Source organism: Pseudomonas sp. JUb42, from assembly GCF_024807945.1.
In the GTDB taxonomy this organism is placed as follows: Bacteria; Pseudomonadota; Gammaproteobacteria; order Pseudomonadales; family Pseudomonadaceae; genus Aquipseudomonas.
This window is the reverse complement of the sequence record NZ_JANUFD010000009.1, coordinates 267,012-282,532: the sequence shown is the minus strand read 5'-3', so window position 1 is coordinate 282,532 and position 15,521 is coordinate 267,012. Positions and strand designations below refer to the sequence as shown.

Annotated in this window: 14 protein-coding genes and 1 pseudogene; 10 read left to right on the top strand and 5 right to left on the bottom strand. The window is 58.8% G+C overall.

Translation table 11 applies throughout. From position 1 onward, the window contains the following. Nucleotides 1–4: 4 nt before the first annotated feature. Entirely contained in the window at nucleotides 5–1,144 is a 1,140-nt protein-coding gene (gene arnB, locus M2401_RS19725) for a UDP-4-amino-4-deoxy-L-arabinose aminotransferase (RefSeq protein ID WP_259105294.1), read from the bottom strand. A 621-nt stretch (nucleotides 1,145–1,765) separates the two neighbouring features. Here arnB and M2401_RS19720 point away from each other — a divergent pair. Further along, the gene (locus M2401_RS19720; protein ID WP_259105293.1) at nucleotides 1,766–2,326 is read left to right on the top strand and encodes a carbonate dehydratase; all 561 of its coding nucleotides are present in this window, start codon (nucleotides 1,766–1,768) and stop codon (nucleotides 2,324–2,326) included. Nucleotides 2,327–2,328: 2 nt separating this feature from the next. Beyond that, nucleotides 2,329–3,477 (top strand): DUF1624 domain-containing protein, encoded by a 1,149-nt coding sequence (locus M2401_RS19715; protein ID WP_259105292.1) that lies wholly within the window; start codon nucleotides 2,329–2,331, stop codon nucleotides 3,475–3,477. Here M2401_RS19715 and M2401_RS19710 read toward each other — a convergent pair. Continuing rightward, the gene (locus tag M2401_RS19710) at nucleotides 3,434–4,489 is read right to left on the bottom strand and encodes a DNA topoisomerase IB (protein ID WP_259105291.1); all 1,056 of its coding nucleotides are present in this window, start codon (nucleotides 4,487–4,489) and stop codon (nucleotides 3,434–3,436) included. The two genes, M2401_RS19715 and M2401_RS19710, sit on opposite strands and share 44 nt — an antisense overlap. Beyond that, complete coding sequence (locus M2401_RS19705) at nucleotides 4,482–4,631, bottom strand: hypothetical protein (protein ID WP_259105290.1); 150 nt, start codon at nucleotides 4,629–4,631, stop codon at nucleotides 4,482–4,484. Before M2401_RS19705 ends, M2401_RS19710 begins: the two co-directional genes overlap by 8 nt. Between M2401_RS19705 and M2401_RS19700 the strand changes: the two genes are divergently transcribed. The 4 genes from M2401_RS19700 (at nucleotide 4,630) to M2401_RS19685 (ending at nucleotide 8,933) form a co-directional block, all read left to right on the top strand. Then, nucleotides 4,630–5,544: a LysR family transcriptional regulator gene (locus M2401_RS19700; RefSeq protein ID WP_259105289.1), complete on the top strand. Its 915-nt coding sequence runs from the start codon at nucleotides 4,630–4,632 to the stop codon at nucleotides 5,542–5,544. The two genes, M2401_RS19705 and M2401_RS19700, sit on opposite strands and share 2 nt — an antisense overlap. A 159-nt stretch (nucleotides 5,545–5,703) precedes the next feature. After that, complete coding sequence (locus tag M2401_RS19695) at nucleotides 5,704–6,369, top strand: RraA family protein (RefSeq protein WP_259105288.1); 666 nt, start codon at nucleotides 5,704–5,706, stop codon at nucleotides 6,367–6,369. 9 nt (nucleotides 6,370–6,378) lie between these two features. Next, nucleotides 6,379–7,587 (top strand): pyridoxal phosphate-dependent aminotransferase, encoded by a 1,209-nt coding sequence (locus M2401_RS19690; RefSeq protein WP_259105287.1) that lies wholly within the window; start codon nucleotides 6,379–6,381, stop codon nucleotides 7,585–7,587. A gap of 74 nt (nucleotides 7,588–7,661) precedes the next feature. Continuing rightward, a complete protein-coding gene (locus M2401_RS19685; RefSeq protein WP_259105286.1) occupies nucleotides 7,662–8,933 on the top strand; it encodes a cation:dicarboxylate symporter family transporter in 1,272 nt (423 codons plus the stop codon). Nucleotides 8,934–9,012: 79 nt separating this feature from the next. On the opposite strand, the gene M2401_RS19680 is transcribed toward M2401_RS19685, so the two are convergent. Then, nucleotides 9,013–10,404: an aldehyde dehydrogenase family protein gene (locus tag M2401_RS19680; RefSeq protein ID WP_259105284.1), complete on the bottom strand. Its 1,392-nt coding sequence runs from the start codon at nucleotides 10,402–10,404 to the stop codon at nucleotides 9,013–9,015. Between the two features lie 367 nt (nucleotides 10,405–10,771). On the opposite strand from M2401_RS19680, the gene M2401_RS19675 reads away from it, so the two are divergent. Both M2401_RS19675 and M2401_RS19670 read left to right on the top strand, forming a co-directional pair. Next, complete coding sequence (locus M2401_RS19675) at nucleotides 10,772–11,041, top strand: hypothetical protein (RefSeq protein ID WP_259105281.1); 270 nt, start codon at nucleotides 10,772–10,774, stop codon at nucleotides 11,039–11,041. 112 nt (nucleotides 11,042–11,153) lie between these two features. After that, the gene (locus M2401_RS19670) at nucleotides 11,154–11,483 is read left to right on the top strand and encodes a hypothetical protein (RefSeq protein ID WP_259105279.1); all 330 of its coding nucleotides are present in this window, start codon (nucleotides 11,154–11,156) and stop codon (nucleotides 11,481–11,483) included. Between the two features lie 103 nt (nucleotides 11,484–11,586). Here M2401_RS19670 and M2401_RS19665 read toward each other — a convergent pair whose 3' ends face one another. Then, nucleotides 11,587–13,215 (bottom strand): methyl-accepting chemotaxis protein, encoded by a 1,629-nt coding sequence (locus tag M2401_RS19665; RefSeq protein WP_259105277.1) that lies wholly within the window; start codon nucleotides 13,213–13,215, stop codon nucleotides 11,587–11,589. Nucleotides 13,216–13,555: 340 nt separating this feature from the next. Here M2401_RS19665 and M2401_RS19660 point away from each other — a divergent pair, with 340 nt between their 5' ends. Beyond that, the gene (locus M2401_RS19660) at nucleotides 13,556–14,566 is read left to right on the top strand and encodes an AraC family transcriptional regulator (protein ID WP_259105276.1); all 1,011 of its coding nucleotides are present in this window, start codon (nucleotides 13,556–13,558) and stop codon (nucleotides 14,564–14,566) included. Nucleotides 14,567–14,695: 129 nt separating this feature from the next. Further along, a pseudogene (locus M2401_RS34625) lies at nucleotides 14,696–15,517 on the top strand (cache domain-containing protein); the annotation flags it as partial. Nucleotides 15,518–15,521: the final 4 nt, after the last annotated feature.

Here is a 15,521-nt window from a genome sequence, read left to right as displayed (position 1 = left end):
GGCGTTATTCCACAATCGATTCAATGACACTGACGACTCGCTCGACATCGTCGAGGGACATCTCGGGGAACAGCGGGATCGAGCAGATACGCGATGAGTTCCATTCCGTATTGGGCAGGTGTACGTCCGGATAGCGCTGGCGATACCAGGTGTGCAGGTGAGTAGCGATAAAGTGAATGCCGCTGCCAATGTCCTGTTCTTGCAGGGCCTTCATGAAGGCGTCGCGGTCCAGGCCACAGCGCTCGGGGTCGATGCGCAGGATGAACAGGTGCCAGGCGTGGTGCTGGTCGTAGTGCGGCTGAGCCAGGGGTAGTACGGGTGAACTGGCCAAACGCTTGAGGTAATGCTCGGCGAGCAACTGGCGCTTGGCATTGATGGCTTCCAGGCGCTCCAGCTGCACCAGAGCAATGGCGGCGTTCATGTCGGCCAGGTTGTACTTGAAACCCGGCTCGATCACCTGGGCCTGAGGCTTGCGGCCGTGGGTCATGCGGTCATAGGCATCCACGCCCAGCCCGTGGAACTTGAGCATGCGCACGCGATTGGCCAGTTGCTCGTCGTCGCTGACGAACATCGCGCCTTCGGCACAGGTCATGTTCTTGATGGCATGGAAGGAGAAGATCGCCGTGCCGTGGGCACCTACCGGGCGGCCCTTGTAGCGGGTCCCTGCGGCGTGGGCTGCGTCCTCGATGACCCGGATGCCATGGCGTTCGGCCAGGGCGTAAAGCGGATCGAGATCGAACGCCGCACCGGCGTAATGCACCGGAATGATTGCCTTGGTGCGGGGAGTGATTGCCTGTTCGATGGCGTCGATATCGCTCATCAGGGTATGCCGGTCGACATCGACGAATACCGGGGTGGCGCCGAGGAGGCAGATCATGTTGGCCGTGGAGACCCAGGTCTGGGACGGGGTGATCACCTCATCGCCCGGGCCGATGCCCAAGGCCAGCAAGGTGACGTGCATCGCGCCAGTGGCCGAGGACAAGGCAATCGCGTGGGCAGCGCCGGTACGCTCGGCAAATTGCTGCTCCAGCTTCTGGCATTCCGGTCCGGTGGTGATCCAGCCGGAGCGCAATACCCGGCTCACCGCTGCGATTTCTTCATCGCCTATGTCCGGGCGAGAAAAGGGAAGGAAACGCTGACTCATAGTTGTCCTCTGCCAGGCAATAGTCTGCGGGCAGGCCGCAATCAGGCCCGCCCGCTTTATAGGCGATGAGTGACGCCGTTAAATAAATGGCGTGCAATATCCTCGGAATAACCGATTAAAATTAAACAACACTACTGCTCAGCTGCGTATATACAGATGTTCCTGCAGGGCTTGCTCCTGAAGGGGTTTGATGTTTTCAGCTTACGAGATTAATTATGAAAATTACGTTGATGGTCCGTGAGTTTTTCATGGGGAGTCTATTTTTATTGGTGTTGAGCATTCGTGCTGTAATGCTTTATGACTTGTAACTGTCATGTTTTGTAATGAAGTTGAAATTTATCAAGGGGCCGCTAGTTGTGCTTTATAAACCTGATCATTTCCACTGACTAGTGCAATTCAGGTTTTAAACAGCCAGCGTTCAGGAAACGAGCGCGTGGGGTAGGTGACATTGAGGAGTGACCGCTCGATGGAGCCGCGCTTGCTCACGTCGCCCGGTTCGCGAGCAAGCCTCGCTCCAACGGGCATGGGGGATCAAGAAATCCATGGGTAGTCAGATGTTTTGTTATAATGTAACAATTCAGTCCCGATCGTTTTTCATCCCGCCAAAATGGACGCCTCACCATGATCCGCAAGAACCCCTCAGGCCACCTCCCGGTTATCGCTGAGTCGGCCTATGTCGACAAGACGGCAATTGTCTGCGGCAAGGTCATCATCCATGACAATGTGTTCGTCGGTCCTTACGCGGTTATCCGCGCCGATGAGGTCAATGCCGACGGCGACATGGACCCGATCGTCATCGGTGCCAACTCCAATATTCAGGATGGCGTGGTGATTCACTCCAAGTCCGGAGCCGCCGTGACCATCGGCGAGTTCACCTCCATTGCTCATCGCTCCATCGTGCATGGCCCCTGCACCGTGGGAGACCGGGTGTTTATCGGCTTCAACAGCGTGCTGTTCAACTGTCGTGTCGGTCAGGGCAGCGTGGTGCGACATAACTCGGTGGTTGATGGTCGCGATCTGCCGGACAACTTCTACGTGCCCTCGACCACGCGCATCGGTCCCAATACCGATCTGTCCGAGTTTCCCCCGGTGAGCGTGTCGGCCTCGGAGTTCTCCGAAGATGTGGCCCACACCAATATCGATCTGGTGCGCGGCTACAAAGCCCTGCAGAACGAGTTCTGAGCATGGGCCAGACCTTGAAGACACGGCTGCATTCCATCGATGCCCTGCGCGGGTTGATCATTCTGTTCATGCTGCTGGACCATGTGCGCGAGACCTTTTTCCTGCATCGCCAGGTCACTGACCCGATGGACGTGGCTGTTACCGAGCCAGCACTGTTTTTCAGTCGCACTCTGGCGCATCTGTGTGCGCCTTTGTTCGTCTTTCTGACCGGCTTGAGTGCCTTTCTGTATGGGGAAAAGAACGGCGGCGGGGCGGCGGTATCAGTGTTCCTGTTCAAGCGTGGGCTGTTCTTGATCGTGCTGGAAATCACCCTGGTCAATTTCGCCTGGACCTTTCAGTTCCCGCCCACGGTGGTCTACCTGCAAGTGATCTGGGCCATCGGTCTGAGCATGTTGGCTCTCGCGGCGTTGCGCCTGTTGCCGCGGCCTGTGCTGGTGGCCTTGGGTTTGCTGATCATTGCCGGGCATAACCTGCTCGATGCCGTGCATTTTCCGGTTGAGTCCTTGCTGCACGGGCCTTGGGCGGTGCTGCACGATCGCGGCTGGCTGGAGCCGTGGGCGGGTCTGCGCCTGCGCACTTCGTATCCGGTTTTGCCCTGGATCGGCGTCATTGCTCTGGGCTATGCGGCCGGGCCTTGGTTTGCTGCAGGTTTCGATCAGGGCTGGCGGCAGGCGCGGCTGATCGGATGCGGCGTTGTTGCGCTGGCGCTGTTCATCGGCCTGCGCCTGAACAACGGTTATGGCGAAAAGCCCTGGCAGAGCGGCGTCGATGACCTGCACAGCCTCATGAGCTTTTTCAACATCACCAAGTACCCACCCTCGCTGCTGTTCATCTGCCTGACCCTGGGGATTGGCCTGTTGTTGCTGGCTGCATTGGAGCGCTTGCAGTCACGCAAGTGGATTGCACCGCTGGTGGTATTCGGCGCGGCACCCATGTTCTTCTACCTGCTGCACCTGTATGTGCTCAAGGTGCTGTATCTGGCGGCGCTGGGCAGTTGGGGCACCAATCAGGGCAGCTATTTCGGCTTCGACTCGGTGGTATCTGTGTGGCTGTGCGCGGCACTCCTGGCGCTCGTGTTGTTTCCGGCGGTGCGCTGGTTTGCCGGGGTCAAGGCACGGCGTCGGGATCTGGCGTGGCTGAAGTATCTGTAAGGCTTTGCAGGAACATCGCCAGTGCCACTTCTTCAAGGCGCAGGCCCTTGCGCTGACGAGTACGTGGCAACCTGGCGAGTTCACCTTGCAGAAAACCTTCGAGCACGGCGGGGTGGATATAGCATTTGCGGCAGATCGCCGGGGTATTGCCCAGCTGTCGGGCCACCGCCTTGACCATCTCGACGATATGTTTCTTGGCATCGGCCTCCGGCTCCCAATCCAGCTTGCGCAGGGTCGCCAGGGCCAGTGCGCTGCCGGCCCAGGTGCGATAGTCCTTGGCGGTGAAGTCGGCACCGGTCAGTTCGTGCAGGTAGGCGTTGATATCCGCCGAGCTGACGCTGTGGCGCTCGCCCTGATCATCCAGGTACTGGAACAGATTCTGCCCGGGCAACTCCATGCAACGCTTGATCACCCGCGCCAGGCGGCGGTCGGTGATGCTGATCTGATGCTCCACGCCGCTCTTGCCGCGAAACTGGAAGAGGATATCGGCGCCGTGGACCTCGACGTGTTTATTGCGCAGGGTGGTCAGACCGTAGGAGCGATTGTCCCGGGCGTACTGGCTGTTGCCGATGCGGATCAAGGTGGCGTCGAGCAATGACACCACCGTGGCCATGACCTTGTTGCGGCCCATCCCCGGCTCGGCCAATTGCGCCTCGATCTGCTTGCGAACCTTGGGCAAGGCGAGGCCGAACTCGATCATGCGCGAGTACTTGTCCTGATCACGAATCTCGCGCCAGCGCGGATGGTAGCGGTATTGCTTGCGGCCGCGGGCGTCGCGGCCGGTGGCCTGCAGATGACCGCGCGGGTCCGGGCAGATCCATACATCGGTGTAGGCGGGTGGGATCACCAGATTGTTAATCCGCTGAATCTCATCGGCATCACGAATTCGCTCGCCCTGGGTATCGAAATAAACAAACTTGCCGCGCAAAATCCTGCGGCTGAACCCGGCCTGGGTGTCTTCGACGTAGTGCAGGTCAGGGGGCAGTTCAAGGGCTTCGATCGAGTCAGGCATGGCAGGCAATCCGTAGTTCATTACTGGATTGACCGCGCCATCCGGCAAGGGTGCCGAGGATTTTCACGGCAGAAACCGGTTTACCTTGGGTGATGACATGGAGTGATAATGCCGCACTTTTTCTCACCAGAAGCCAGAGCATGATCACCTTCAAACAGCTGGAAGCCATCTACTGGATTGTCGAGTTGGGCAGTTTTGAGGCCGCGTCCCTGAAGCTGAACATGTCGCAGTCGGCCATCTCCAAGCGGGTTCAGGAGTTGGAAGAGGCGTTCGATGTACCGATTTTCGACCGCAGCAAACGCAGCGCGCGATTGACCGAGAAGGGCACCGAGCTGTTCGAGTACGCCAGCGAAATGCTCAGGCAGCGCGATTATCTGTTGGAACGTATCAGCTCCAAAGAGGTGCTGGTGCGGCGCTTTCGCCTGGGTGTAACCGAGTTGACCGCCCTGACCTGGCTGCCGGCGCTGGTCGAGCAGATTCGCATTGCTTATCCCCGGGTCGTGCTGGAACCTTCGGTGGAGCTGAGCTCGGAGTTGTTCAAGAAGCTGGAAAACGACCAACTGGACCTGATCATTGTTCCCGATGTGTTCGACGACGCGCGCTTTGTCGCCACGCCGTTGCGCACCGTGGAAAACGCCTGGATGTGTGCGCCCGGCCTGTTCGGCGAGCCCGGCCCCATCGATTTGCAGGCGCTGTCGGCGTTCACCGTGCTGACCCAGGGCGGCAGCTCCGGCACGGGCCTGCTTTACGACCGCTGGCTTGCGCGCCACGACCTGCGTTTCAACGCCAGCCTGAGTTGCAACTATCTGGTGGCGCAGATTGGCCTGACCATTTCCGGCCTCGGCATCAGCTATCTGCCCCGGCAATGCATGGCGCCCTTTGTCGAACAGGGCCGCCTGCGAATGATCGAGACCCGCCCGGCGCTGCCGTCGATTCCCTATGCGGCAGTGCATCGTGTCGATCGCCAGCAGGGCCTGAGTGTGGCCGTGGCGCGGCTGGCAGAGCAGTGTTGTGATTTCAGTCGGCTGATTCTGCAGCAGCAGGTCATGCAATAGCGCGCCCTTGCCGTAGCGACTCCTGCCTGCTCTGTCGCTTTCAGGCGCTATAAATGAAAAACATGATAAAAATCGATGTTTTGATATAAATAAATATCGCTAAAAGTATTGCCTTGCGTTTTCTAAGATCGAGACCTTCTTTGGTTCACGGAGGTCATCATGTCACTGCCCGGCTCACGCATTCTCACCTCGCCAGCTCTGGCGTCCCCGGCCCTGATCGAGGCATTTCAGACGGTCGTCACGCCGCACATCAGCGACAATCTCGGTCGGCATATCGGCGCCCGCGGCCTGACCCGCTACAACCACACCGGTAAGCTGGTCGGCACCGCCCTGACCGTCAAGACACGGCCCGGCGACAACCTGTTCATCTACAAGGCCCTGACCCTGCTCGAGCCTGGCCATGTGCTGGTGATCGATGCCCAGGGCGACACCATCAACGCCGTGGTCGGCGAGTTGATCAAGCTGTATGCCCAGCAGCGTGGTTGTGTCGGTTTTATCGTCGACGGCGCGATCCGCGATGTCGCCAGTTTTGCCGACACCCCCTGTTATGCCCGCGGCGTGGTGCATTGCGGGCCCTACAAAAGCGGTCCGGGAGAAATCAACGTGCCGGTTTCAATCGGCGGCATGTTGATCAATCCGGGGGACATCATTGTCGGTGACGAAGACGGTTTTGTGGCCTTTGCCCAGGAAGACGCCGAGCAGATCCTGGCCAAGGCGCGTGAGCACGAAGCCCATGAAGAAGAGGTGAAAGCCGAAATCGCTTCGGGTGCCGTCGATCAGTCGTGGCTGGACAGAGTCCTGGAAAAAGCCGGTCTGGCGAACTGAGGCATGAGCATGAGCGAACAGTTTCTGTCCCGCCGGTTGTTGGCGATTCAACCGTCGCCGAGCATTGCCGCCAATGCCTTGGTAACGCAGTTGCGCGCCGAAGGCCGCGATATTGTCAATTTCACCGTCGGTGAGCCTGACCTGGATACGCCGACGCATATCCTCGATGCCGCCCGGGACGCCATGTATGGCGGCCAAACCCATTACACCGGCACCCCAGGCACGCCAGCGCTGCTCGATGCCATCGTCGTCAAGCTGCTGCGCGACAACGGCCTGGCGTATACCAGAGAGCAGGTGATTGCCGGCTGCGGCGGCAAGCATGTGATCTATCATGCCCTGGCCGCGACTCTCAATCCGGGCGATGAAGTGATAGTGCACACGCCGTACTGGGTGTCATACCCGGACATTGCCCGGCTCAATGATGCGACACCGGTCATCATCGCGGGCAATCAGGACAACGGCTTCAAGCTCAGCCCTGACGAGCTGGAACACGCCATTACCCCGCTCACCAAGTGGGTCATCCTCAACACGCCGAACAATCCCACCGGAGCGGTCTACAGCCATGCCCGGTTGCAGGCGCTGGCCGAGGTGCTGCGCAGGCATCCCCATGTGCTGATCATGTCCGACGAAATTTACGAGCACTTCGTCTACGACACGCAGCGCCATGTGTCCTTTGCCGAAGCGGCGCCGGATCTGATGGCGCGCACGCTGCTGATCAATGGCGCTTCCAAGGGCTATGCCATGACCGGCTGGCGCCTGGGTTTTGCCGCAGGTCCCCAGTGGCTGATCAGCGCCATTGGCAAGCTGCTGTCCCAGACCACCACCTGCCCCAGTTCCGTGAGCCAGGCGGCGGCGGTCGCTGCATTTGCCGGCGATCAGGCGCCGATTGCCCGGATGCGCGAGATCTACAGTCAACGCCGCGCGCGCATGCTCGAGCTGCTGGCCGATATCCCTGGCATCGGTTGCACGCCACCCGAGGGGGCTTTTTATGTGTTCGCCAGCATCGGCGATCTGCTGGGCAAGGCCACGCCCCAAGGCGCGCGCCTGAACAGTGAGGCGGATTTCGTCGAATACCTGTTGCGCGAAGCCGGAGTCGCCGTTGTGGGGGGCAGCGCCTATGGCATGTCACCCTATATTCGCCTGTCCTTCGCCAGCGCCATGGAGGTGATCGAAGAGGGTGCCGCACGCCTTGCCAGGGCCTGCGCAGCCTTGCGCTGATCGACCGAAGAGTCGACAGCGGCTTGTCAAAACAACACTGCCCGAAACATTCATGACACTTTCAGAGGCACTCCATGCACAAGCCACGTCTATCCCTGATGTTGCAGATTCTTATCGGCCTGTTGGCCGGCATTCTGGTCGGGGCGTTGTTGAACCATTATCCCGAGGCCCGGCCCTGGCTGATCAACAACCTGTTGCAGCCGGCGGGGGACATCTTCATCAAACTGATGAAGATGATCGTCGTGCCGATTGTCTTCGCCTGCATGGTCGTCGGTATCGCCGGCAACGATGACAGCAAATCCCTGGGGCGTATCGGCGTGCGCACGCTGTTGTACTTTTTTGCGGTCACCACCACTGCCATCGTCATTGGCCTGGTATTGGGCAACCTGCTGCAACCCGGAGCCGGGACCGATCTGGCCAGCCTCAAGGCAACCACCGTCAACGTCACGCCGCTGGCGTCGGCCAATCATGGTCTCGGCCAGATAGTGCTCACTATCATCCCGGACAACATTGTCGACGCCATGGCCAAGGGTAGCCTGCTACCGGTGCTGTTCTTCGCTGTCATGTTCGGTCTCGGGGCTGCGGGTTTGAGCGAGGAGCGTCGCAAGCCGCTGATCGATACGTTGCGCGGGGTTTCGGAGGGGATGTTCCGCATGACGTCGATGATCATGGCGTACTCGCCCATTGGTATCTTCGGCATGATTGCAGTGACGGTCGCCAATTTCGGCTTCGCTTCGCTGCTGCCGCTGATCAAGTTGATCGTGGTGTGCTACCTGTCGATTGCCATCTTCGCGATAGTGGTGCTGGGCAGCATTGCTCGCCTGGTCGGGGTGTCGTTGTTCGGTCTGATCCGGCACATCAAAGATGAATTGATTCTGGCCTTTTCCAGCGCCAGCTCCGCAGCGGTGATGCCACAGCTGATGGCCAAGCTGGAAAGTTTTGGCGTGCCACGCTCGCTGGTCAGTTTCGTGGTGCCGGTGGGGTACTCGTTCAATCTGGACGGCGCCTCGCTGTTTCTCGGCATCGGCACGTTGTTCGTAGCGCAGCTTTACGGGATTGACTTGAGCCTGACGCAGCAAGCGCTGCTGGTGGTAACGATGGTCCTGACATCCAAGGGGGCTGCGGGTGTGCCGGGCTTCATGTTCGTCATCCTTTCGGCAACCCTGGCCAGCGCCGGGCTGCCGCTGGAGGGTATCGCCTTCATTGCGGGTGTCTACCGCCTGATGGATATGCCGACCACGGCGCTCAATGTGCTGGGCAATGCCTTGGCGCCATTGGTCATCGCCCGTTGGGAGCAGCGTACGACGGAGCGCCAGGCGCGTCTCAACGGCACGCCCCTGGCGTGATTGCCATCTAGTACTGCTGTTGAAATGAAAAAGCCCGGGGCGTATGGCGCGTCCCGGGCTTTTTACTTAACGGCCGCGCTTATTTACGATCCAGCCACACCGTCTGGGCATTGCAGAACTCGCGCACGCCGAAGTGCGACAGCTCACGACCGAAGCCGCTTTTCTTCACGCCTCCGAAGGTGACGCGGGGGTCGCTGGCGAAATAGCCATTGATAAATACGCCACCGGCTTCCATCTGCGCCGCCAGCTCTTCGGCCAGGGCGACATTGCGCGTGTAGATGGTCGAGGCCAGGCCGAACTCGCTGTCGTTGGCCAGTTCCAGGGCGTGGCGGGCGTCCCGGGCGGTGATGATCGAGGCTACCGGGCCGAACAGCTCCTGACGGAACGAAGTCATCTGGTCAGTGACATCGCCCAGCACCGTGACATCGTAGAAGTTGCCGCTGCCTGGCGTCTTGCCGCCGCCCAGCAGCAGGGTTGCGCCTTGCTCCAGGGTGCTTTGCACTTGCAGGTCGAGTTCATCGCGCAGATCGAAGCGGGCCATGGGGCCGATATAGGTCTCGCGCTGCAACGGATCGCCTACCGCCAGCTTGCGGGTCGCTTCGACGAATTTGCGGGTAAAGGTCTCGACCACGCCCTGTTCGACGATGATCCGTTTGGACGACGCGCAGACCTGGCCAGTGTTCTGATAGCGGCCGATAACCGCCGCGTTGACCGCCTCATCAATATCGGCATCGTCGAGCACGATAAACGGATCGGAGCCACCCAGCTCCAGCACGCATTTCTTCAGTGCGGCACCGGCCTGGGCACCAATGGCTGACCCGGCGCGTACGCTACCGGTGACGGTGACAGCAGCAATACGGTCATCCTTGATGGCAGTGGAAACACCCTCGGGCGTGACGTTGATGACTTCGAAAACCCCTTCAGGGAAACCGGCATCCTGAAAGGCCTTGAGCAGCAGATAGGCACTGCCCATAACGTTCGGCGCGTGCTTGAGCACATAGGTATTGCCGCCAATCAGCGCCGGAACCGCGCCGCGCAGCACCTGCCAGATCGGGAAGTTCCACGGCATGATCGCCAGTATCGCGCCGAGCGGGCGGTACTCGATGCGTGCCTTGTTGTCGGGAACTTCAGTGGTTTCGGCGCTGAGCATCGCCGGGCCGTGGGCGGCATACCACTCGCACAGGTTGGCGCATTTTTCGATTTCGCCTTCGGCCTGGGCAATCGGCTTGCCCATTTCCACGGTGATCATCTGCGCCATCGGCCCGGCGGCTGCACGCAGGGCCTTGGCCAGAGCGATAAGGGCCTGGGCCCGTTGCTCGACCGGGGTGCGTTTCCAGGTTGCAAAACCCCTGGCGGCACGACCGAGGGCGGCATCCAGTTCGACGACGGACTCGAAGGGATAATGCGCGACCTGTTCACCCGTGGCCGGATTGATCGAAATCGCGTGAGTGTGAGGCGTGATCGTGGTCATGGCAGCGTTTCTTGGAAGATGAAGTGGGGCCAGACTAGCGTTCACCGCTGCGCGATTAAAACTGAATAATTATGATGGATTCATTCTCTTTTTGAGAATGAACGCCGAATTTGCCTCTACACAAATGCCAAGGACTGATTGGTCGCTCACATTTTCCAGTGAGATCGGTGCCTGATGGCGGGTTGCTACGACGACCACTCGTGCCATGGGCTATTAATTTATTTGAATCATTGCGCCGCTCAGCACTCATTGACTGTGAGTGCGAGAGCTCCCCCGGCGGTCTGTACGTCGCTGTCTCCTGCCGGGGTTATTTATTTATGAGTCCAGAGCGGTGCCTCTGGATAGAGCAGTTCACCGAGGTGCCGTCATGGCGAAGTCAGAGCAAGTGCGCTTCTTATCTGCCGATGTCGCTGAGGCGGCTTCGAATGCGTTGGAGCGAATTCAGTGCGCAGGCGCTACTTTGGCGGTGGTCGAAGCCGGGGTTTACTCTGCCGCTTTGGTCCAGGCCCTGCGGCTGTCGGGCAATTGCGGGGGGGCTGAACTGGATCGTTTGCTGCTGATATTCGAAGCGGCGGTCGACGCCCGGCTCAGGGCGGTGAAACAGAGTCGCCGCGAAACAGAGTGCGAGTGCCGATAGATATGGGCGATGACAGTTCGGGCCTTTTTACAATAATTGCGTCTGGACTTGTAATCTGAGCGCCGACTGTTGAATATCCCCGTCTTTCACCAACGGCAACGAGAAAATCGCAATGAGTACAGGACTGACTGAGGAAGAGATGCGCCAGGCGCTGTTCGGCTCCTCGACCCCACCGGCCCCCAAACCGCCGGCCCCTGAGCCTGAAATAGTTATCGTCCCGCCGGCCAAACCCAAAGCCGCCAGCAAACCCCGCGCGAAACCGCTGTCTCCCAAGTTGCGCGTGACGATGAATGTGACAAAAGAGTTCGAAGGCGCGCTGGAAGTGTTTGTGTACGACGCCAACACCCTCAGCACGCTGACCGCCGAGCTGGACGCCAAGAACGAGGCGAAAAAGAAGAAGTACAAATACTTCGAAGTGGTCTCGATCAAGCCGATTGGTTAAAGCTTTATCGTTCGGTAAAGCAGCAACCCGTAGGACCGGCTTGAGCCGGGAGGGTGCTATCGCGGCTCAAGCCGCGCCTACGGGTTGACGCGTGATCCTGCTTTTATAGCTGAAACTGCCGCAACGACACATTCAGATCATTGGCCAGCCCTGCCAGTGACTGGCTGGCGCTACTGGTCTGGTCGGCCCGCACGGCGGTCTGGGCCGAAAGATCGCGGATCCGCACCAGATTGCGATCCACCTCACGGGCTACCTCGGCCTGCTGCTCGGAGGCCGCGGCAATCAGGGTGTTGCGGTCGGTGATGCTCAATACCGAGTCGGCGATCAATGCCAGTGCATCATTGGCAGCTTCGGCCTGAGTCTGGGTCAGCAGCGCCTGCTGGGAGCTGACGGCCAGGGCCGAAACGGTATTCTGAGTGCCTTCCTGGATCGACTCGATCATGTCCTCGATTTCCTTGGTCGACTCGCTGGTGCGGTGCGCCAGAGCCCTGACTTCGTCGGCGACCACGGCAAAACCGCGTCCGGCTTCACCAGCCCTGGCGGCCTCGATGGCTGCGTTGAGTGCCAGCAGGTTGGTCTGCTCGGAAATCGAGCGAATGACTTCCAGTACCCGGGTGATCTCGCGGATTTTCAGCGACAGCAACTGCGCCTGATCAGATGCGCGGGTGACGTTCTGCGCCAGTTCCAGCACCGACCCCACCGTCTGTTTCAGCTCGGCCTGGCCGCGACGTGCGGTGCTCGAGGACTCCTGGGACTCAGCCGACGTCGACACCGCGTTGCGCGCCACTTCTTCGACCGCCTGGCTCATCTCGGTGACCGCCGTGGCCGCCATCTCTATTTCGCCATTCTGCACCGTCAGGTCGGCGGTGCTGTCGCGCATCACCGCGCCCATTTCCTCGGCGGCGCTGGACAGCTGCTTGGAGGCATCGCTGACCTGGGTCAGGGTCGATTGCAGATTGGCGCGCATCTGCTCCATCGATTGCAGCAGGCGCGCGGGCTCGTCGGTTCCCCGGGTATCCAGAGTACCGGCACGCAGGTCACCGGCAGCGATGGCCCGGGATACGCTCAACGCCTCGGCGATGGGGCCGGCCAGGCTGCGGGTCAACTGCCAGGCTAGCAGCAGGGTAAAGGCGGTCAACAGGACGATCACCGCGTAGGTCACCTGACGGGTGCTGTCGTAAACGCGGCTGGCCGTGCCCGACGCCTGGTCCTTGGCGTCGTCATTGGTTTTTTCCAGTTTCTTCAACTGACTGTTTATGCCCATGGCCAGATTGGTCATGTTTCCGGCAATTTGACTCCGGGCTTCGTCACGCTGATTGGTTTTCAACAGTTGGTGGACGTTATCGGCGGCCGCGCCATATTGCCTGTACAGGTTGGTCAGCTCGCTAATGATGTCCTTTTCCGTCGATGTGTTGATCAGCGGGGCATACAGCTTGATCGCATCGTCAAATGCCCCTGCTCGAGCACGGTATTCGTCGTAACTGGTTTGCAGGGCGGCATCGTCGGCGGCCGCAAGCATCTTCATGATCGCCACGCGGGTATTGGCGAAACTCAAGGCAATGTCATCGCCCAGGGCAATACCCGGCAGGGCGCTGTTTTCGATGATCAAGCCTTCGTTGCGCACGCTTTCAAGTTTGGCCAGGCTGAAGATGCCCAGACCAATGACACACAGAATCATGACGGCAAACGAAGCGACAGTGCGTTTGGCAATAGAGAGCTTTCTCAGATACATGTATCAATGTCCGCAGGCAAGTAGAGGTGAGGGGAGGCAGTAAAGTTAGGCATCGATATCCCTGTCTGATTCATCAAGTTACGTTCGCTCACGTCAAGCAGTGCCGCAGTTCCAATGACAGCGGGCAGAGGTTAACCAGGGTTATTTTTTTAAATTAGTTAATTGCAGTAATGGCGATGTGGAATCAATCTATTCTCACGCGTTCCTCGCCAAACGTATAGTGTCCTGAGAAGCCTTTCGAATGTCCCAGGATACTCTGCGTCTTGACGGATAGGCATTGTATGTAAGTTGGTGCTTGGCAGAGGGGGACGACCCTGTTATTGAATCCATGGAAGTTTATATGCCAACGATCATCAACTCCTGTTTGCAATCAATATGTGAAGCGTTGATGGAGAACGGTATCGATATCTATCGGCTGCCCGGCTATGGACGGGATTGGGACTTGAACGGGACGGGTGATCAGCGCGTTGATCTGAAGGTCATTCATAGTCTGCTTGCTGCGGCTGCCGACCAGGGCAATCGCCAGGACATTGGCCTGCTGGCCTACGACCATGCCCATCCCGGCAATTTGAATACCCATGGCTATGCCATCATGTCCAGTGCCACCCTCGGTGAGGCCCTCGATCGCTTCGCCCGTTATCATCCATTGACCACCGACGGCTCGCGTATTTTTATTCGGCGCTCCCGCGGCGTGGTCAAAGTCATGGCCTATGAAATAAGTGTCAATCCCGCCGAGTCACGGTATTTGATTGATGCCGGCATGGCCATGTTGCTGGGCCTGATTCACTGGTTGGTGCCGGGCAAGAAACTGCTGCCAATGGGCGCTGAATTCAGTTACGCGAAACCGGCCGACCTGACTCGGTTGAACGAGTTATTTGGCACGAACCTGAGCTTTTCATCACCCTATAATTCCTTGTTGTTTAGCGCGGAAGTGGACAAGTGTGGGGTATTCACTGCGAATGCGCTGCTCAGTACCATTCACTGCCAATACTGTGATTCTCTGCTCCAGGAGTTGGAAGACAAGAGCATCATCATGGATGTTAGAAGAGTCCTGGCCGAAGGCCTGATGAAGGGCGAACTCTTGACCCTGGCCGAGGTTGCCGCAGTTTTGCATGTCAGTGCGCGCAGTGTGCAGAATCATCTGTTAATGGCATCGACCAACTTCTCGATGTTGCAGGAGAACTGTCGACGCGAACTGGCAAACTATTTATTGTCGCATACCCAAAAGAGTTTCAAATATATCTCAGCCACCCTGGGCTATCGCGATCCCAGCAGTTTTCACAAGGCTTGTCAGCGTTGGTTCGGCAAGACGCCGGGGGCTTTTCGCGAGTCGGCAGCGGCGGAATCGTAATCGCTGGTCGCAGGCGGCGATAAACAGGGCGATTAAAATCAGCACCGCCGCTCAATCATGGGCGCTTCGGGCCGATAACCGGGGTGAGGAAATAACTATAAAACTGTCCTTGCCCGGGAATCGCTGATCATGAAGTGGAAAATTCGCAATAAAGTGCTGTTGCTCTCGATTATTCCTACCCTGTTATTGGCGCTGATCATTCAGTCGTTGGCCTCTTTCGAACAGCAGGCGCTGGGCGAGAAGAGCCTTGAGGATACCCGCCAGACGCTGATGAAAATCCGCAAGGATGAGCTGGTGCATTACCTGGATATCGCCTACAGCACGATCAAGCCGCTGTATGAGGGCGCAGATGCCATGACCCCGGCGGTCCAGGAGGAAGCCAAGCGTCGCTTGCGCGACCTGCGATACGGTCAGGACGGTTACTACTTCGGCTATAAGGACAACGGTGACCGGGTATTTCTGGCTGGCAAGGACGAAGGGAAAAACTTCTGGGACCTCAAGGACCCCAACGGCGTTTATCTGATTCGCGATCTGATCGCTGTGGTCAAAAAGGGCGGGGGCTTCGTCTCCTACGTCTATCCGCGCCCTGGCAACGACAGCACTGCCTACCCCAAGCTGTCGCGCAGTATTTACCTGGATAAATGGAACTGGACCATAGGTGCCGGCTTTTATATCGACGATATGGACACCGCGCTGGCCGAACAGGCTGCTCATCAGCAGGACGCCATGCAGGCGCTGCGCATGAAGCAGTGGGGCACCATGCTGGTCCTCCTGTTGTTGCTTGGTTTCGTCGCCGCTTACGTCGCGCGCTCCATCGTCAAACCGATCAACCTGCTGACCCGCAATCTGCAATCGCTGGCTTCGGAAAACGGTGACCTTTCCCATCAGTTGCCCGTGGATGGCAACGAAGAGACTGCGCTGTTGGCGACGGCCTTCAATGGTTTTGTCGGCAAGA